This is a genomic window from Corallococcus sp. EGB, assembly GCF_019968905.1.
Lineage (GTDB): Bacteria > Myxococcota > Myxococcia > Myxococcales > Myxococcaceae > Corallococcus.
The window spans coordinates 8055408-8073207 of the sequence record NZ_CP079946.1; the positions used below are offsets into that span (position 1 = coordinate 8055408).

Genomic DNA, 17800 nt, shown 5'->3' on the forward strand with positions numbered 1-17800 from the left:
TCAGGCATGGGCCCCGGCGTGCGCCCGGGCACCCTCCGCCGTGGGCAGCGTGAAGAAGAACGTGCTGCCCGCGCCGGGCGTGCTGTCCACGCCGACCTGGCCGCCATGGGCCTCCACCAGCCCCTTCACGATGGCGAGCCCCAGCCCCGCGCCCTCCCCGCGCTTCTGCCCGGCCTGCCAGAAGCGCTCGAAGATGCGCGGCCGGTCCTCCGCCGCGATGCCAGGGCCCGTGTCGCTCACCAGGAAGCGGACCTGGCCGGCCTCCGGCTGGACGCGCAGGAGGACGCGGCCCCCCTCGGGAGTGAACTTGAGCGCGTTGCCCAGGAGGTTGGAGAGGATCTGCGACAACCTCTCTGGATCCGCCAGGACGCGGGGCACCCCGTCCGGCACATGGGCCTGGAGTTGGAGGCACCGGGACTCCGCGAGCCCCCGGTGCTGCTCCAGGGTCTCCAGGATGAGCGGCGCCACCTCCAGCGGCCTGCGCTCCACCGCCAGGCTCCCGCCCTCCATCCGGGCCACGTCCAGCAGGTCCTGGATGAGCCGGTTGGCCCGCTGGACCGACTTCTGGAGGGTCTCCAGCCGCCGCCGGGGGCCGTCGCCGGGGGGCAGGTGCTTCTCCAGCATCCTCGCGCTGAGCTGGATGACGTTGAGCGGGGCGCGCAGGTCGTGCGCCACGATGCGCAGCACCTCCTCGCGCATGCGGATGGCCTGCTCGGCCCGTTCGTACAGGCGGGCATTGTCGATGGCGAGCGCCGCGCGGCGGGCCAGCTCCTCGGCCTGGGCCTGCTCCCGGGCTCCGTAGCGGCGGCTGGCTTCGGACGTCGCGAGGAGGAGGACGCCCAGGTCCCGCTCCCGGCCGCGCAGCGGCACGAGGATGGCCGAGCGGGGCGCCAGCGGGCGCAGGGGTTCCCAGGGCGCGGCATCCCCCGCGTCCGCCCCGGGCTCCGGCAGCAGCACCGGCCTCCCCGTGCGCCGCACGGCGGCGATGAGGGAGGCCGGAAGCACGGACTCCGGTCCGGACGCCGCTTCCAGCGCCCGCAGCCGCTCCGCCATGCGCGGGTCCGCGGCCGCGTGCTCCATCCGTTGGATGCGGCCGCTCCCATCCAGGCAGGCCACCGCGCACCAGTCCGCCAGCGCCGGCACGGCGAGCGCCGCCACCGTGGCCAGCGTCGTCCGGGACGACAGCGACACCGCGAGCCGCGGCCCCACGTCCGCCAGGAAGCGCCAGGCCCGCTCCAGCTCCTGGCGCTCCGTGATGTCCTGCATCTGCGAGATGAAGTGGAGCGGCCTCCCCTCCGCGTCCCGCATCACCGCGCCCCACACGAGGACCGAGATGCGCCGGCCGTCCTTGCGGACGTAGTGCTTCTCCCGCTGGAAGGAGTCCATCTCCCCCCGGCGCATCCTGGCTGCGAGTTCCTGATCCAGCGCCAGGTCCTCCGGCGCGGTGAGGTCCTGGAACGACTGGTGGAGCAGCTCCTCCCGCGAATAGCCCACCAGCCCACAGAGCGCCGCGTTCACATGGAGGAAGCGGCCATCCAGCCCCACCAGCGCCATGCCCACGGGCGCGCCCTCGAACGAGGTGCGGAAGCGCTCCTCGCTCAGGCGCAGCAGGTCCTCCGCCCTCCGCCGCTCGCTGATGTCCCGGAGGATGACGGTGAGCAGCAGCGTGCCCTCCACCTCCAGCTTCAGGATGCTGGCCTCCGCCGGAAACGTCTCTCCCCCCCGGCGCAGCCCGAGGATGGGCAGCCGCTCGCCCATGTGCCGGGACGTCGCCCTGCCTTGCGCGAAGCGCCGCACGTGCCCTGCATGGGCGCCCCGCAGGTTCTCGGGGAGGAGCATGCCCAGCGGCTGGCCCAGGGCCTGCTGCGCGGAGTAGCCGAAGATGCGCTCGGCGCTCGCGTTGAACAGGACGATGCGCTGTTCGGCGTCGATGGAGATGATGGCGTCCGCGGCATGGGTGACGATGCCCCCGAAGCGCGCCTCCGACAGCCGCAGCGACTGCTCCACCCGTCGCCGGCTCGCGTCCAGCCGGGAGAGGGCGTTCGTGTTCCAGAGGACCACGGAGACGAAGGCCGCCATCGTCAGGAGCACGAAGAGCGTGACGCCCTCGGTGGTGCCGTAGAGCCCCAGCCGCTCGCCCAGGAGCCGCACGGCGCCCGCTGCGGGCACGAACAGCAGCACCGCGAGCAGCAGCCGCCGTGCCGAGTGCCCCCCGAAGTCCTCCCGCAGCAGCGCGCCCGTCAGCCCCCGGTCGGGATGGAGCGACAGCACCCCTCCGGAAAGCAGCAGCAGGGCCAGCGACAGGGCGAGTCCCGGCGCCCTGGAGGCGCCCGTCACGGTGTTCAAGGGGGGCAACCCGAACCAATGCCCCTGGTACAGCCCTCCGACGAGGCCCCACACCGCGAGCAGCGCGGAGCCGGTGGCCAGCCACCGCGCGGGGTAGGCGCCCCGGCGCGTGCGCAGGTGCAGCGTCCAGAGCGACAGGCCGATGAGCAGCAGGCCCAGCCCACCTCCCGGTGCTTCTCGCGTGAGCCGGGCGATGCCCATGCCCACGGCCCCGGCCGCCAGCGCCCGCCCCACGCCGCGCCGCGCGCGGCCCGCCGAGGGAGCGTAGAGCAGCCAGAGCGCGCCTCCCGCGAAGAGCAGGCCCCCTCCGCCCCAGGGTGGATGGCCTGGAGCCATGGAGGGAGACAGGGCCCAGGCGCCCACCCGGAGCGCGCCGACCACGACCGCGAACGCGCTCGCCATGGCGACGAACCCCACGAGCCCCCTGGCGAACCAGGGCGGCACACGCCGGGGAGGCGTCGCGGACGGGGTGATGGGAGGCGGGTGCGTCATGAAGTCCCCGCGCGAGGCGCGGACCGGCCGGCCCGCAGCCGGTGGCCGCGGAACAGGCCTCCGCGCGCATGAGGGCCCGCGACGAGCAGGGGCACCAGCGCGACGGCCACGGCGACGAGGACCCGGCCCCAGTCACGCGCGTGGGGCGGGTGCAGCTCCACGAGCGCGGCCAGCGCGGGCACCTGGAGGAGCAGGACGGACAGGCCCAGCGACAGGGCGCAGCCCCACCGCGCGGTGCGGGTCCGCAGCCCGGTGAGCACGGCCACGAAGGTGGCGCTCGCCAGCGTGAGCGAGGCCATCGCCACCGCCCGCGCGCGCTGGACGTCGTGCCCTTCCGACAGGCACCGCGCCCAGGCCCAGACGAGCCCGCACGCCATCAGCCCGCCCACTCCCGTGAGCAGGGCCCACTCGCGCGGGGAGAAGATGCGCGCGGCGGCCCTCGCGCCCAACGGGGTGAGCCGCCCGGGCCTCGCGGCCGCCTGGAAGGCCAGCATGGCGCTGGGATGGATGATGAGCTCCAGCCACACGATGTGGATGAGCAGCAGGTACAGAAAGCAGCGCTGGAGGTTGGAGAAGAGCTGCCGGCCCTCCGCGATGGCGCGCACCAGCGTGCCGAAGTCGTCGTTCAACAGCACGATGGAGGACGCCTCGCGAGCGCTCCGCGTCCCCGCGAGCCCCCAATGCACCCCGTCCACGGCCGGCTCCGCTCCGGGCGGCAGGCGCTCCAGCAGCCGTTTTCGCACGGGCAGCGACTCGCCAGGGAGCGAGGACTCCTCGGCTTGCAATCCCAGGCCCTGCACGACCAGCCCATCCGCGGGGAACGTGCCACCCGCCTCCACGCGCATGAGGTCTCCCGGCACCACGTCCTCCGCCGGCACCTCGTCTTCACGGCCGTCGCGCAGCACCGTGGCGCGCTCGGCCAGGCGTCCGCGCAGCCCCTCGGTGGAGGCCTGCGTCCGGTGATGCAGGAAGACATCCATGCCCAGCAGCGGGACGAGGGCCAGCAGCATCACCGCGCCATCCACGCGCTCCCCCAGGCCGAAGTAGAGGGCGCTCGTGCCCACGAGGAACCAGAGCATCGGGTCGCCCAGGGCCTCGCGCAGGCTCTGGAGCGCGGAGCGGGGAGGCCGGCCTCGCACGTCGTTGCGGCCGTAATGCGTCCGGCGCGCCAGCACCTCTTCCGCCCCCAGACCGCGCACGTCTTCCCAGCCATGAGGCAGGCGATGGACTGGAACCAGGACTCGCATGACTCCCCCGGAAGAAGCTGGGGTCCTGCATGGCCGTAGGCAATGCGCCCTGTTCCGTGCGTCCCACGGGCGCGGGCAGCGCGGCGCGAAGCCGTCGACCCTCCGCGCCGACAGAAGGGGCGCCCGGCCGAAGGCTCCTTGCGGCCCCCCTCCAGCCGCTCCACGCATGACGCAGGACTTCGTCCAGGGGGGCGTGCGGATGCGGATCCTCATCACCTATGGAAGCAAGCTGGGCGGGACGCGGGAGATCGCCGAGCTGCTCGCCCGCGTCCTGCGGGACGAGGGCCTCGCCGCGGAGGTGCTCCCCCCGGAAGCCGTCGAGCATGTCCGCGCCTACGACGCCGTCATCGTCGGAGGCGGGCTCTACGCCAACCACTGGCACCGCAAGGCCCGGCGCTTCGTGCACCGCCACTTCCACGAGCTGCGCGAGCGGCCCGTGTGGTTCTTCTCCAGCGGACCGCTCGACGACTCGGCGGCGCATGAGCGCATTCCGCCCATCGCCCAGGTCCAGGCCCTCATGGAGCGGGTGGGTGCGCGGGGCCACGCGACCTTCGGGGGAAGGCTGGAGCCTGACGCCCGGGGCTTCATCGCCCGGTCCATGGCGCGCGAGCACGCGGGCGACTGGCGCGACCCCGAACAGGTCGCCCGATGGGCGCGGAGCGTGGCCGCGGAGCTGATGGAGACCGCGCCGCCGCGGGTCGCCGTCGAGTCCACGCGCCAGGAGTCCCCGCGATGACGCGGGGCCACCTGCCGTGCGCCGCATCCGCTGCTCCATACGGGCATGCCGCGTTCACGCCGTGACTAGCTTGGAGGGGTGACTGCAAGGAGGGGCCATGACCATCGCCTGCGCGACCAACTTCTCGGATGACGCCCGGCGCGCCTGTGACACGGCGGCGCTGCTCGCACGGCGGCTGGAGGTCCCCCTGTGCCTCGTGCACGTCCTGACCGGGAACCTGGTGCGGACCTTCGGCGATGCCATCTGCGAAACCGCCGAAGCCACGCTGCGCGACGAGCGCGACCGCCTGCGGGCCACCGGCGCCCAGGTGGACTCCGTGCTCCTCACGGGGGAGCCCGAAGTGGAGCTGCGGGACCTGGTGGTGAAGCGAGGCTTCACCTCGGTGGTGGCGGGAGCCCCCCACGAGAACACGCCCTTCCGGGGCCTGGGGGGCACGGTGGACCGGATGGCGCAGCTGCTGGGGGTCCCCTTCCTGGTGGTCCGCGGGGGGGACGGCCTGGAGGCCTGGGCGAGAGGTGAGCGCCCCCTGCGGCTCATGCTGGGCGTGGACCGCTCCAGGCCCTTCGAGGTCGCGCGCGAGTGGGTGAAGTCGCTCGCGAGGGTGGGCCCCGTGGAGGTCGTGGGTGGCCGCATCATCTGGGTGGGCAGCGAGGCGGAGCGGCTGGGGATGAAGCATCCGCACAGCTACAAGGACATGTCCCCGGAGCTGCGCGAGGCGCTGGAGCGCGAGTCCGACGCACTGCTGGAACCGCTGCGGGCCGCGGGGCTGCGCGTGCGGTCGCGGCTGGAGCCGGGGCTGGGCCGCATCGCGGACCACCTCATCGCCCTGGCCGAGGAGGAGCAGGTGGACCTGTTGGTGGTGGGCACGCACCAGCGCAGGGCGCTGGCGAAGCTGTGGAGCGTGTCCCAGTCCGCCCGGCGACTGGCGTCCATGTCGGTGGTGAGCGTGCCGGTGCGCGCGGTGGAGCAGGGGCTGGAGGAGGAACCACCGCGGGTGCGCACGGTGCTCGCGACCACGGACTTCGGCGAGGCCGGAGACCGGGCCATCGCGTACGCCTTCGCCATCACCCCACCGGGTGGCACGGTGCACCTGCTGCACGTGGAGCCGGAGGAGGCGCCCCCCGAGGCCATCCAGGCGGCATGGCAGCAGTTGGAGCAGCGCGTGCCGGGCCCGGAACACGATGGCAGCCACAAGGTGGAGCTGTCGGTGCTGAGAGGCGACGACATCGCGGCGGTCATCACCCAGGCGGCCGAACGCCACTGCGTGGACCTGGTGTGCCTGGGCACCCACGGCCGCACAGGGGTGAGCCGGCTGGTGATGGGTTCGGTGGCGCAGCAGGTGATGGCCCGCAGCGACCGGCCCGCGGTGACGGTGCGCATGCCGCGCGCCTGAAGGACAGACGAGGTGAACCATGAAGGCAACCGTGTTCCGGGGAGCCGGGAAGATTGGCATTGAAGAGGTGGAGCGGCCCAAGGCGGCCGTGGGTGAGGCCATCATCCGGGTGACGCTCACGACCATCTGCGGCACCGACGTGCACATCGTGCGCGGCGAGTACCCGGTGAAGCCGGGCCTCACCGTGGGCCATGAGATGGTGGGCGTCATCGACGAACTGGGAGCGGGCGTGACGGGCTACCAGGTGGGTCAGCGCGTGCTGGTGGGCGCCATCACGCCGTGTGGCCAGTGCCGGGGCTGCCTCTCCGGGCACGCGGCCCAATGCGGCCACGGCGAGGGAATCCAGGCGGCGGGAGGCTGGCGGCTGGGCAACACGATGAACGGCGTGCAGGCGGAGTACGTGCGCGTACCGTTCGCGCAGGCGAACCTGGCCCCGATTCCGGACGGACTGACGGACGAGCAGGTGCTGCTCCTGGCGGACATCGCGTCCACGGGGTTCAGCGGCGCGGAGTCCGGCGGCGTGAAGATTGGAGACGCGGTGGTGGTGTTCGCGCAGGGGCCCATTGGCCTGTGCTCCACCGTGGGGGCGCGGCTCATGGGGGCCTCGCTCGTCATCGGCGTGGACGGGGACGAGACGCGCCTGTCCATGGCGCGCAAGCTGGGCGCGGACGTGGTGCTCGACTTCCGGAACCAGGACGTGGTGGCGGAGGTGAAGCGGCTCACCGGCGGCGGCGTGGACGTGGCCATCGAAGCGCTGGGCACGCAGCAGACCTTCGAGAGCGCGCTGCGCACGCTGAACCCGGGCGGCACGCTGTCCAGCCTGGGCGTGTACTCCGGGAAGTTGCAGATGCCCTACGACGCGTTCGCGGCGGGGCTGGGGGACCACCGCATCGTCACCACGCTCTGCCCGGGCGGCAAGGAGCGCATGCGGCGCCTGATGGAGGTGGTGCGCGCGAAGCGCATGGACCTCACGCCGATGTTCACGCACCGCTTCCAGCTCAAGGACATCCGCGAAGCGTATGAGATGTTCAGCCAGCGGAAGGACGGCGTGATCAAGGTCGCCATCCGGCCTTGAGCACGCCGGTGAGGGGCTACCGCGGCGAGAAGGTGCCGTTGCTGACGGCGCCGGAGATGGACCCCAAGCTGCCCGGGTTCATCGAATGGCCCTGGAGGAGGGCCACGACCTGCGTCAGCACCACCGCGGGGACCGCGCCTCCCAGTTGGAACGTCACAGGTGCGGTCTGGACCTGGACCGGCTTGGTGCCGGACTCCATGTCGATGGTTCCAGAAATCCAAGCCGCCGGTGTCCACGCCGATGCTCACGTTCGCGGAGGCCTCCCCCGGCACCTTGAAGAGGAAGCGCGCAGGCCGCGTCTCGCCGTCGCCCAGGGTGAACGTCAGCGGGTTCGGTGACACCAAGGTGACGGGCAGCGCGGCGCCCGGCGCGTCCGTGCGCTCCACATGCCATTCGCCGTTCATCTGGATGGAGTACGTCCCGGCCAGGAGCACCACATGTGCATGGACTCCCCCCAGGAAGGCGCCGACGATAGGGTTTTGAACAACGCCCGGCCAGGACAGACAGCTCCGCGCGCACAATCACAGCCATCCCCTATCGGCGCGTGCATCCTACGAATCATGAGTGACACCGCTGACCTCAAGACCGCCGACCTCTGTGACGCCCACGCGGGCACGCCCCACTTCCAGGTCGCCGAGCCCGGCCTCCTCGACTACGGCGGGCGGCGGAGCTTCTTCGGACCCATCAGCACCGTGCGCGCGCCGGAGGACAACTCGCTGGTGCGCAAGGCATTGGAAGAGCCCGGCCAGGGGCGCGTGCTGGTGGTGGACGGCGGAGGCAGCCGCCGCTGCGCGCTGGTGGGCGACGTGCTCGCGGCCCTGGGTGAAAAGAACGGCTGGGCCGGCGTGGTCGTCAACGGCTGCATCCGCGACGCGGAGGACGTGGGCCGCACCGCCATCGGCGTGAAGGCGCTGGGCACCCATCCACTCAAGAGCGGCAAGCGCAACGAGGGCCAGCGCGACGTGGAGGTGCGCTTCGCCGGCGTCACCTTCATCCCCGGCCACCACCTCTACGCGGACGCGGACGGCATCGTCACTTCGGAGAAGCCGCTGCGCTGACCTTCGCCTTCCCGGGCCACACGGAGCGCAGCGTCGCGGAGATGGCACGCAGCGCCTCTGCCCGGGGGTGCCCCGGACGCCACGCCAGCACCAGCGTCCGGCCCGGAGCCGGCGGCGCGAAGGGCCGCACCACCAGTTGCCCCTGCCGGTTCTCCGTGGGCACCGCCAGCCGGGGTAACAGCGTAACGCTGCCCGCCGCCATCACCATCTGCGCGAGCGTCGTCAGGCTGGTGGCGCGGAAGTCCACCTCTCGCGCGCCCACGCGCGTGCACAGGGCCAGCGCCTGACTGCGGAAGCAGTGCCCGTCCTCCAAGAGCAGCACGTCCTCGTCATCCAGGTCGCGCAGCTGCACCTGCTTCTTCTTCTCCAGCGGATGTCCCGGCGGAGCCGCGACCACGAACGGATCCTCCGCGATGACCGCGTGCTCCACCTTGCGCCCCAGCTCCGCGTCCAGCGCCAGGAGCGCCGCGTCCAGCCGGCCCTCCTCCATGTCACGCACCAGGGCCGCCGTCTTCTCCTCGCGCAGCCGCAGCTGGAGCTTCGGGTAGTGCCTCACCAGCGCGGGTACCACCTCCGGCAGCACATACGGCGCCACCGTGGGAATGGCGCCCAACTGCAGCGGGCCCGCGAACGGGTCCCCCATCCGCGCCGCCGCCGTGAGCAGGTCCTCCGCCTCCGTCAGCACCCGCCGCGCCCGCGCCACCAGCTCCCCGCCCTCGGGCGTGACCATCACCCGGCGCGCGTCCCGCTCGAACACCTTCACGCCGAGCACCGACTCCAACTGCTGCACCTGCGCGCTCAGGGCTGGCTGGGAGACGTGGCACCGCTCGGCCGCACGCCGGAATCCCAGGGTGTCCGCCACCGCCACCAGGTACTCCAATTGCCGCAGGGTGAGGTCGTTGAGCGAGGCCATGGTCCTCCCTTGGAACCGATAGGCCCTGACTATCACTCCCATCCAGACGATGTCTTGGCCCAATCACCGGGACCTCTCTACCTTTCCCACCGTCGAAGCGCCCTGAAGGCCTCACGCAAAGGAAAGCGTCCATGTCCCAGCGTCCCACCCTGACCACGGAAGCCGGCGCCCCGGTCTCCAACAACCAGCACTCGCAGACGGCCGGCCCCAACGGTCCGGTGCTGCTGCAGGACCACCACCTGCTGGAGAAGCTGGCCCGCTTCAACCGCGAGCGCATCCCGGAGCGCGTGGTGCACGCGGTGGGCTCCGGCGCCTACGGCACCTTCGAAGTCACCCGGGACATCACCCGCTTCACCCGCATGAAGGTCTTCAGCGCGGTGGGCAAGAAGACGGAAGCCTTCCTGCGCTTCTCCACCGTGGCAGGCTCCAAGGGCGCGCCGGACACCGCTCGTGATCCGCGCGGCTTCGCGGTGCGCTTCTACACGGAGGACGGCAACTGGGACCTCGTGGGCAACAACACGCCGGTGTTCTTCCTTCGCGACGGCATCAAGTTCCCGGACTTCATCCACTCGCAGAAGTACGACCCGTACACGAACTGCCAGGAGCCGGACAACGTCTGGGATTTCTTCTCCTACTCACCGGAGGCCACGCACCAGTTCACCTGGCTCTTCGGCGACCGCGGCATCCCCGCGACGCTGCGCCACATGGATGGCTTTGGTTCACACACCTTCCAGTGGGTGAACGCGAAGGGCGAGCGCTTCTGGGTGAAGTTCCACTTCAAGACGGACCAGGGCATCCGCACCCTCACCACCCAGGAGGCGGAAGCCATTGGCGGCAGGGATCCGCAGCACCACCAGCGTGACCTGTACCAGGCCATCGACCGGGGCGAGCTCCCCTCGTGGACGCTCAAGGTGCAGGTGATGCCGGAGGCGGACGCCGCGAACTACCGCTTCAACCCGTTCGACCTCACCAAGGTGTGGCCGTACCAGGACTACCCGCTGATGGAGGTGGGCAGGCTCACGCTCAACCGCAACCCGGAGAACTTCTTCGCGGAGGTGGAGCAGGCGGCCCTCGACCCGGCGCACTTCGTGCCCGGCATTGGCCCGTCCCCGGACCGGATGCTCCAGGCGCGCCTGTTCGCCTACGGCGACGCGCACCGCTACCGGCTGGGCATCAACAGCACGCAGCTGCCGGTGAACGCGCCCAGGGGCGTGAAGGGCGGCGCGCGCAACTACGGCCGTGATGGCGCCATGCGCTTCGACAGCAACGGCGGACGCGGCCCCAACTACGAGCCCAACAGCTTCAACGGCCCCGCGCAGACGGACGAGGGCGATGGCACGGGCTACGCGGTGAGCGGCATGACGGGCACCTTCGTCCACGGCAGGCACGCCGAGGACACCGACTTCGTCCAGGCCGGGGCCCTCTACCGGCTGATGGACGAGGCGGCGAAGGCACGGCTGGTGGAGAACATCGCCGGCAGCCTGGCGCAGGTGAGCCGCGACGACATCATCACCCGGGCCATCGCCCACTTCCGCGCGGCCGACGAGGAGTACGGCTCGCGCATCGCCCACTCCGTCCAGCAGAAGCGCAGCGCGCGCTAGCCACGAGGACCGCCGACCATGCGCTCCACGACCGTCACGAAGAACACCGCCGCGGCCCCGGGCGCCGGGGACGCCGCCCTGCTGGACCTCGCGAGGACCGCCTTCACGTTCGCTCGCGCGGGCGACGCCGCGAAGCTGCGCGGGATGCTCGACGCCGGGATTCCGGTGGGGCTGCGCAACGAGCGGGGGGACTCGCTGCTCATGCTGGCCAGCTACCACGGCCACGTGGACGCCACCCGCCTGCTGCTCGAACGCGGCGCGTCCCCGGAGCAGACCAACGACTCCGGCCAGACGCCGCTGGCGGGCTCGGCCTTCAAGGGCGACGCGGCCGTCGCCACGGTGCTGCTGGATGCGGGCGCGAAGGTGGACGGCGCGGGCCCGGACGGCCGCACGCCGCTGATGTTCGCGGCCATGTTCGACAAATTGGAGGTGATGGAGCTGCTGCTCCAGCGCGGCGCGAACCCGGAGCAGCGGGACGCGGACCGGCGCACCGCGCTGGACTATGCGCGGGCGCTCGGTGCGTGGCGCACGGCCAGCCGGCTGGAGCCGAAGCCCTGAGCCGCCCCTGTCATTCGACGTAGCCGTCCGAGAGCGTGCGCAGGAAGGCGACGAGGGCCTGCTCCTCTTGCGGCGACAGGCCCAGGTTGCCCAGCTCCTCCGTATTGATGTTCAGCCCCACCTCCGGCATGGGCCAGCAGTCCACGCCGGGACTCCCCGACGCGCTCCCCAAGCAGACCGGCAGGACGTCTCGCGTGTTGTAGAAGTGGACGACGGACTCGAGGCTCTTGAAGGAGCCGTTGTGCATATAGGCCTTGGTGAAGCCGGGGAACGGGCGCTTGTCCACGTTGCGCAGGGTGGGCACCTTGACCTTGCCCAGGTTGGCGCGCGCGAGGGGCGCGGAGTCCTGGCGCGTCTGGAGAAAGCCTCCCAGGCCGGGGTCGATCCAGAAGGGGCCGTCCGGGTTGAACGGGAGCTGCCAGTACCAGGGATTGAGCAGGTTGCGCGGCACGCCCAGGTTGTCGAAGGTGGAGTCCGTGAAGAGCGGCGGCTCGCCGCGAGCGCCGCGCTGGCTCGGGTGGCAGTTCACGCAATGGGCCTTGCCCTCGAAGAGCTTCAGCCCCCACTGCTCCTGGGGAGTGAGCCGCGCGCGGCCCGCGAGGTATGCGTCGTACCTCGAGGAGAAGGCGTTGACCTCGCGAGAGCCCTCGTACGCGGCGATGGACCCCGCGATGCTGTCATACGCGCGCGGCACGTCGCCGCAGATGCGGGCCCCCCAGACGGTCCGGAAGAGCTCCCCGTACGGGCCTTCGCAGACCTTGACCACCACGGCGGCCTCGCTGGGGTTGTCCTGCTCCACGGGGTTGAGGAAGGGGCTCCGCGCCTGGTCCGCGGCGGGGTTGCCCAAGGCCTCGCCGGTGGCGCGGCCATCCAAGAAGTTGCCGCCCACGAAGTCGGCCTCCCCGGGCGTCACCCGGTGGAGGATGGGAGCCTGCGCGGCATAGGCGGCTGAGGACGGCTTGCGGTTGCCAAAGCGCCCCTGCACCGCGCCCTCGTACACGGCTCCGGAGGCGTTGATGCGCGGGTCGGGGCCCGTCCAGCCCACCTCGGGGTCATGACAGAAGGCGCAGGCCTGGCCCGTGGGCTCGGAGAGCCGGCGGTCGAAGAAGAGCAGCTTGCCGAGCCGCTCCACGGGCTTCAGCCCTCCGCGCTCCGGCGCGGCCTCCTCACGCAACGTGGCCTCGAAGGTGGCCGAGGCCTGGAGGGCGCCCACCCGCTCCCGCGCCCTCCTGGCACCGGTGCCCTCATCCGCCGGAGCCTGCGCGGACCACGCTCCCGGGGCCGGCACGACTTCGCACGCCACCGCCCCGCCCAGCATCAGCGGCAGGAACACCCTCCACCACGACCGTGACCCGTGCATTCCCGGCACCTCGGATTGGGAGCGGCGGCCAGGGTGCCTTTGCCACCGGGCCCCGGACATGGGCCCGCGAGCGCGGACGGCTGTCGTATTCCGAGGAGGGGACTGCCCTTTTGGAATTGAAAGGGCACCCCACGGTCATCCCCCCGTGTTCGCTTCCGCGGGGCTACGCGTTCGTGTGGCCCCAGGCGTTCTCGGACGGACGGCCCCTGCCGTCCCCACCCTGGGCCGCCGCCTCCTCCACCAGCGAGGTGACGGCCTCCACGATGTGCCCGGCGTCGATTCCGGCGGCGTCCAGCAGCTCCGCGGGCTTGCCGGAGCCGGGCATCTTCGTCACCGCGAGCCGCACCACCGTGGGCAGCCGCTCGCGCTCGCCAGTGAAGGCCTCCAGCACCGCGTCCGCCAGGCCCCCTTCCGCCCAGTGGTCCTCCACCACGATGAGCCGGCCTTGCGTCTCGCGCGCGGCCTTGCGCAGCGTCTTCGCGTCCACCGGCTTCACCGAGTAGAGGTCGATGACGCGCACCGCGACGCCGTCCTTCTTCAGCGTCTCGTAGGCCTTGAGCGCTTCGTGCAGCGTGATGCCGGCGGCCACCACCGTGGCCACGTCCTGGCCGGACTGGCGCACCACCTTGCTGCCGCCAATGGGGAAGTCCTCCGTCGCGGGGTAGAGCACCGGCGTCTTCTCCCGCGTGGTGCGCAGGTAGGTGATGCCCTGGCGCTCCACCACCTGGGCCAGCAGCTTCGCGGTCTGGTTGGGGTCGCTCGGGTAGAGCACCGTGCTGCCGCCCACCGCGCGCATCATCGCCAGGTCCTCCAGCGCCATCTGCGACGGGCCGTCCTCGCCAATGGACACGCCCGCGTGGCTGCCGCACAGGTGCACCGTGGCGTTGGAGATGGCCGCCATGCGCACCTGATCAAACGCGCGCGACAGGAAGGCCGCGAAGGTGCTGACGAAGGCCTTCTTGCCCAGCACCGCCATGCCCACCGCGCTGGACACCATGTTCTGCTCCGCGATGAACATCTCGAAGTAGCGCCGCGGGTGCGCCTTCTGGAACTCGTTCGCGTACGTGGAGTTGGACACCTCCGCGTCCAGCGCCACCACGTCCGGCCGCGCGTTGCCCAGCGCCAGCAGCGCGTCGCCGTAGGCCTTGCGCGTGGCCTCCTTCTGGCCGACTTCATACGTGGGCAACTGCAACGGTGAGGGCTTGTCGTGCACGGTGGCCTTCACCGCCTCCGGCTTCTTCACCTGGATGCGGACGTTTCGCTCGCCGCCCAGCTCGCGGATGGCGTCCTTCGCCTTGTCCTCCGGCAGCGCCTTGCCGTGCCAGCCGTCCTCGTTGGCGATGAGCGAGGAGCCGTGCCCCTTCTCCGTCTTGCAGACGAGGCAGGTAGGCTGGCCCTTCTTCGCCTGGGCTTCAGCGAAGGCGCGGTCGATGGCCTCCAGGTCATGCCCGTCCAGCGTGATGGCGTTCCACCCGAAGGCGCGGGCGCGGGCCGCGTAGGCCTCCAGGTTCCAGCCCAGCTCCGTCTCACGGCTCTGTCCCAGGCGGTTCACGTCGATGATGGCGCACAGGTTGTCGAGCTTGTAGTGGCCGGCCTTGTCGAACGCCTCCCACACGGAGCCCTCCGCCGTCTCGCTGTCGCCCATGAGCACGTAGGTGCGGAAGGGCAGCCCGTCCATGCGCGCGCTCAGCGCCATGCCCACGCCAATGGCCAGCCCCTGTCCGAGCGAGCCGGTGGCCACGTCCACGAGCGGCAGCACATGCGGGTTCGGGTGCCCCTCCAGCCGGCTGCCGAACTTGCGCAGCGACATCAATTCCCGGTCATCGATGGCGCCCACCGCCTTGAAGGCCGAGTAGAGGACCGGGCAGGCGTGGCCCTTGGAGAGCACGAAGCGGTCGTTGTTGTGCGCCTTCGGCTGCTGGAAGTCGAAGCGCAGGTACTTCTGGAACAGCACGGCCATGATGTCCGCCGCGGACATGGACGAGCTGGGGTGGCCCGAGCCCGCCGCCGTGGTGCAGCGGATGCTGTCGATGCGCAGCTGCGCCGCGAGGTCCGCCAAGGTATCCGCCATCGTTTCGCTCCCGGGATTGGAGTGGGACGGGGTTGCCCCGCGGGTAACTGTGTTGACTGCCCGGCCCCGCGAGAAGCGTCGCCCCCCGCTGGCCCTGTTCGCAGGCAGAATCCGCGAGTGCCTGCCCGCCCGGCCGGACGCGCGGGGCGGACCATGCGCACGTTTGGGAAACGTCATCCGGGCGCCTCGCGCCCCCGCCGGGAGAATCCATGAATCCGCTGCGACAGCTCGCCGAGTTCGGCCAATCCGTCTGGGTGGACAACCTCCAGCGCAGCTACATCACGAAGGGCACGCTGAAGAAGTACATCGACGAGGACGGGCTCAAGGGGCTCACCTCCAACCCGACCATCTTCCAGAAGGCCGTCTCAGGCAGCGACGACTACCAGGACCTCTTCGACGCCGCGAAGGGCCAGGGCCTCTCCGGCAACGACCTCTACGAGAAGCTGGCCGTACGCGACGTGCAGGGCGCCGCGGACATCCTCAAGCCGGTCTACGACGCGACGAAGGGACAGGACGGCTTCGCGTCGCTGGAGGTGTCACCCAAGCTTGCGCTGGACACGAAGGGCACGCTGGAGGAGGCGCGGCGGCTGTGGAAGACGCTGGCGCGGCCCAACGTGATGATCAAGGTCCCCGGCACGCTGCCGGGCCTGCCGGCCTTCGAGCAGCTCACCTCCGAGGGCATCAACGTCAACGTGACGCTGCTCTTCAGCCAGGAGCGCTACAAGCAGATCGCGGAGGCCTACGTCTCCGGGCTGGAGAAGCTCGCCGCGTCCGGCGGGGACGTGAGCCGCGTGGCGAGCGTGGCGTCGTTCTTCGTCAGCCGCATCGACTCCATCGTGGACAAGGAGATTGAGAAGCGGAAGGCGGGCGCCGCGCCGGAGCAGCAGAAGGCGCTGGAGGGGCTGAGCGGCAAGGTGGCCATCGCGAACGCGAAGCTCGCCTACCGGACCTTCAAGGAGGTCTTCGGGAGCGCGCGCTGGAAGGCGCTCGCGGCGAAGGGCGCGAAGGTGCAGCGCGTGCTCTGGGCGAGCACCAGCACCAAGAGCCCCAAGCTGCGCGACGTGCTCTACGTGGAGGAGCTCATCGGCCGGGACACGGTGAACACCATGCCGCCGGCCACCATCGACGCGTTCCGGGACCACGGCAAGGTGCGCCCCAGCCTGGAGGAGGACCTGCCCGCGGCGGAGGCGACCATGCGCCAGCTGGAGGCGGCCGGCATCTCCATGAAGGCCGTCACCGACGAGCTGTCCACCGACGGCATCCGCCTGTTCACCGAGTCCTTCGATCAGCTCCTCTCCGCGGTGGGTGAGAAGCTGAAGAAGACTTGAGCGCACGAGCGGCGCGTCCACCGGCCGCGCGCCGGTGGACGGAGGGCCCCACCTGCCTACCGGTAGGTGTCCAGGTAGGCGCGGTGGCTGTTGGAGAACTCGAAGTTCGTGAAGGCGTCCCAATTGATGGACCAGGTCATCAGCCCCTTGAAGCCCGGGTAGCCGCCGGGCTGGCGCAGCACGTAGGTGCCTCCGAAGGACTGGCCCTTCATCAGGTAGTCCAGCGCCTTCTGCACGTTGGCGGGAGTCGTATAGCCACCGCCCGCGGCCTGCGGTGAGGACGGCAGGCCGATGACGACCTGCTCCGGCCGGAGCGCGGGGAAGATGGCGCTCGCGTTGCCGCCCACGGGGAAGCCCTGGAGCAGCATCTCCGCCATGGCCACGTGGAAGTCCGGCGTCCCCTGCGCGTAGGCGCGGCCGTCCAGCGCCATCACGGTGCCGGTGTTGTAGTGCTGCACGTGCAGGTACGTCAGCCGGTCGCGCAGCGCGTGGATGACGGGGAGGTACGCCCCCCACGGGCCGCCATAGGCCGCGTAGCCGCCCTGCACGTAGGCGGTCTCCGGCGCCATGGTGAGCAGGAAGCCCGCGCCGTTGTCATTGAGCAACTGGCGCGTGCCGGCGATGAGGTTCTGGATGCGCGGCGTGGTGGGGTTGCGGAAATCTGTGTCCCCGCCGTTGAGCGCCAGCGACGCGCCCTCCAGGTCCAGGTCCAGGCCGTCAAAGCCATACGTGTTGATGAGCCCCTGCATGCTGGTGACGAAGGCCTGCCGCGCCGCCGCGTCATCCAGGTGGATGGTGCCGTTGGCGCCGCCCAGGGAGATGAGCACCTTGCGGCCCTGCGCCTTCAGCGTGGCGATGTCCGCTTTGAAGTCAGCCACGGTGGCGTTGTAGGGGGTGAAGCCCATGGTGCCCGAAGGCGCGCCCGCCACCGGCTCCGCGAAGGCCACCTGGATGACGTTGAACTTGGAGGACACGTCGCGCAGCCGGATGTTCGTGGAGCCGTTGTCGAAGTTGTGCCAGTAGCCGACCAGCACCTTGCTGCCCGAGGGCGCGGTGTTGCCTGTCGTCACGGCGACGGTGTTGCTCGCGACGGAGCGGTTGCCGGCAGCGTCGCGTGCCTTCGCGGTGAACGTATAGACGGTGTTGGCGGCGAGCCCCGTCACGGTGACGCTGGTCGCGGTGGTGGTGGCCGCCGCGCTGGTGCCACCGTTGATGAAGATTTCATAGCCGGTGACGCCCACGTTGTCGGTGGACGCGTTGAACGCCAGGGACACGCTGGAGGCCGTCACGCCCGTGGAGCGCAGGGAGCCCGGCGCCGTGGGGGCCTGCGTGTCGGCGGGAGGGGGCGTGCCCGTGCGCTCCAGCCACAGGGCGAGCACGTTGGGCGGCTCCCAGCCTACCAGGGACGTGTGGGCCTGCCGGCAGTCGTAGCCCTTGCCGCCATAGGACGCGATGTCGCCCACGGCGTAGGCGACGCCCGGTGCCCAGGCGCCCCGGTCCGCGGCCAGCGCCAGGGTGGGCAAAAGCAGCAGGAGCACGGCGAGCGCCGCACGGGACGACGAACGAGGGGGATGCATTGGGGGTAAAGCCTCCCGGAAATGGGTCCGAAGGCATGGAGGGAA

At 71.2% G+C, this 17800-nt stretch carries 14 protein-coding genes; 7 read left to right on the plus strand and 7 right to left on the minus strand.

Annotated features, from left to right (window positions below; genetic code table 11):
* Both KYK13_RS32680 and KYK13_RS32685 read right to left on the minus strand, forming a co-directional pair.
* Positions 1-2838, minus strand: a complete 2838-nt coding sequence (locus tag KYK13_RS32680; protein WP_223637805.1) for a PAS domain-containing sensor histidine kinase — start codon at positions 2836-2838, stop codon at positions 1-3.
* Complete coding sequence (locus KYK13_RS32685) at positions 2835-4037, minus strand: cation transporting ATPase C-terminal domain-containing protein (protein ID WP_223637806.1); 1203 nt, start codon at positions 4035-4037, stop codon at positions 2835-2837. Before KYK13_RS32685 ends, KYK13_RS32680 begins: the two co-directional genes overlap by 4 nt.
* A 214-nt stretch (positions 4038-4251) precedes the next feature.
* On the opposite strand from KYK13_RS32685, the gene KYK13_RS32690 reads away from it, so the two are divergent.
* The 3 genes from KYK13_RS32690 (at position 4252) to KYK13_RS32700 (ending at position 7289) form a co-directional block, all read left to right on the plus strand.
* Complete coding sequence (locus KYK13_RS32690; RefSeq protein ID WP_223637807.1) at positions 4252-4821, plus strand: flavodoxin domain-containing protein; 570 nt, start codon at positions 4252-4254, stop codon at positions 4819-4821.
* Between the two features lie 97 nt (positions 4822-4918).
* Positions 4919-6214, plus strand: a complete 1296-nt coding sequence (locus KYK13_RS32695) for a universal stress protein (protein ID WP_223637808.1) — start codon at positions 4919-4921, stop codon at positions 6212-6214.
* Between the two features lie 19 nt (positions 6215-6233).
* Entirely contained in the window at positions 6234-7289 is a 1056-nt protein-coding gene (locus tag KYK13_RS32700) for an alcohol dehydrogenase catalytic domain-containing protein (protein ID WP_223637809.1), read from the plus strand.
* Between the two features lie 16 nt (positions 7290-7305).
* Here KYK13_RS32700 and KYK13_RS32705 read toward each other — a convergent pair whose 3' ends face one another.
* Positions 7306-7488: a hypothetical protein gene (locus KYK13_RS32705; protein ID WP_223637810.1), complete on the minus strand. Its 183-nt coding sequence runs from the start codon at positions 7486-7488 to the stop codon at positions 7306-7308.
* 361 nt (positions 7489-7849) lie between these two features.
* Between KYK13_RS32705 and rraA the strand changes: the two genes are divergently transcribed.
* Positions 7850-8347: a ribonuclease E activity regulator RraA gene (gene rraA, locus KYK13_RS32710; RefSeq protein WP_223637811.1), complete on the plus strand. Its 498-nt coding sequence runs from the start codon at positions 7850-7852 to the stop codon at positions 8345-8347.
* On the opposite strand, the gene KYK13_RS32715 is transcribed toward rraA, so the two are convergent.
* Complete coding sequence (locus KYK13_RS32715) at positions 8322-9260, minus strand: LysR substrate-binding domain-containing protein (protein ID WP_223637814.1); 939 nt, start codon at positions 9258-9260, stop codon at positions 8322-8324. The two genes, rraA and KYK13_RS32715, sit on opposite strands and share 26 nt — an antisense overlap.
* A 131-nt stretch (positions 9261-9391) precedes the next feature.
* Between KYK13_RS32715 and KYK13_RS32720 the strand changes: the two genes are divergently transcribed.
* Both KYK13_RS32720 and KYK13_RS32725 read left to right on the plus strand, forming a co-directional pair.
* Positions 9392-10861, plus strand: a complete 1470-nt coding sequence (locus KYK13_RS32720) for a catalase (RefSeq protein ID WP_223637817.1) — start codon at positions 9392-9394, stop codon at positions 10859-10861.
* Between the two features lie 18 nt (positions 10862-10879).
* Positions 10880-11419 carry an ankyrin repeat domain-containing protein gene (locus KYK13_RS32725; protein WP_223637820.1) on the plus strand — a complete coding sequence of 180 codons (540 nt, stop codon included), beginning with the start codon at positions 10880-10882 and terminating at the stop codon, positions 11417-11419.
* 10 nt (positions 11420-11429) lie between these two features.
* On the opposite strand, the gene KYK13_RS32730 is transcribed toward KYK13_RS32725, so the two are convergent.
* Together KYK13_RS32730 and KYK13_RS32735 are read right to left on the minus strand one after the other, a co-directional pair.
* Positions 11430-12779, minus strand: coding sequence for a cytochrome-c peroxidase (locus KYK13_RS32730; RefSeq protein WP_223637823.1), 1350 nt, complete (start codon positions 12777-12779; stop codon positions 11430-11432).
* A 163-nt stretch (positions 12780-12942) separates the two neighbouring features.
* Positions 12943-14850 carry a transketolase gene (locus tag KYK13_RS32735; RefSeq protein ID WP_255654079.1) on the minus strand — a complete coding sequence of 636 codons (1908 nt, stop codon included), beginning with the start codon at positions 14848-14850 and terminating at the stop codon, positions 12943-12945.
* Between the two features lie 209 nt (positions 14851-15059).
* Between KYK13_RS32735 and tal the strand changes: the two genes are divergently transcribed.
* On the plus strand, positions 15060-16178 hold the full coding sequence (tal, locus tag KYK13_RS32740) for a transaldolase (RefSeq protein WP_223637829.1): 1119 nt from the start codon (positions 15060-15062) through the stop codon (positions 16176-16178).
* A 56-nt stretch (positions 16179-16234) separates the two neighbouring features.
* On the opposite strand, the gene KYK13_RS32745 is transcribed toward tal, so the two are convergent.
* Positions 16235-17755 carry a chitinase gene (locus tag KYK13_RS32745; protein WP_223637832.1) on the minus strand — a complete coding sequence of 507 codons (1521 nt, stop codon included), beginning with the start codon at positions 17753-17755 and terminating at the stop codon, positions 16235-16237.
* Between the last annotated feature and the right edge of the window lie 45 nt (positions 17756-17800).

What these genes read in the sequence shown, in the direction of transcription:
- KYK13_RS32680 (WP_223637805.1), bottom strand. Translation starts at nt 2,838, where the DNA reads ATGACGCACCCGCCTCCCATCACCCCGTCCGCGACGCCTCCCCGGCGT.
- KYK13_RS32690 (WP_223637807.1), top strand. Translation starts at nt 4,252, where the DNA reads ATGACGCAGGACTTCGTCCAGGGGGGCGTGCGGATGCGGATCCTCATC.
- KYK13_RS32695 (WP_223637808.1), top strand. Translation starts at nt 4,919, where the DNA reads ATGACCATCGCCTGCGCGACCAACTTCTCGGATGACGCCCGGCGCGCC.
- KYK13_RS32700 (WP_223637809.1), top strand. Translation starts at nt 6,234, where the DNA reads ATGAAGGCAACCGTGTTCCGGGGAGCCGGGAAGATTGGCATTGAAGAG.
- KYK13_RS32705 (WP_223637810.1), bottom strand. Translation starts at nt 7,488, where the DNA reads ATGGAGTCCGGCACCAAGCCGGTCCAGGTCCAGACCGCACCTGTGACG.
- rraA (WP_223637811.1), top strand. Translation starts at nt 7,850, where the DNA reads ATGAGTGACACCGCTGACCTCAAGACCGCCGACCTCTGTGACGCCCAC.
- KYK13_RS32715 (WP_223637814.1), bottom strand. Translation starts at nt 9,260, where the DNA reads ATGGCCTCGCTCAACGACCTCACCCTGCGGCAATTGGAGTACCTGGTG.
- KYK13_RS32720 (WP_223637817.1), top strand. Translation starts at nt 9,392, where the DNA reads ATGTCCCAGCGTCCCACCCTGACCACGGAAGCCGGCGCCCCGGTCTCC.
- KYK13_RS32725 (WP_223637820.1), top strand. Translation starts at nt 10,880, where the DNA reads ATGCGCTCCACGACCGTCACGAAGAACACCGCCGCGGCCCCGGGCGCC.
- KYK13_RS32730 (WP_223637823.1), bottom strand. Translation starts at nt 12,779, where the DNA reads ATGCACGGGTCACGGTCGTGGTGGAGGGTGTTCCTGCCGCTGATGCTG.
- KYK13_RS32735 (WP_255654079.1), bottom strand. Translation starts at nt 14,850, where the DNA reads ATGGCGGATACCTTGGCGGACCTCGCGGCGCAGCTGCGCATCGACAGC.
- tal (WP_223637829.1), top strand. Translation starts at nt 15,060, where the DNA reads ATGAATCCGCTGCGACAGCTCGCCGAGTTCGGCCAATCCGTCTGGGTG.
- KYK13_RS32745 (WP_223637832.1), bottom strand. Translation starts at nt 17,755, where the DNA reads ATGCATCCCCCTCGTTCGTCGTCCCGTGCGGCGCTCGCCGTGCTCCTG.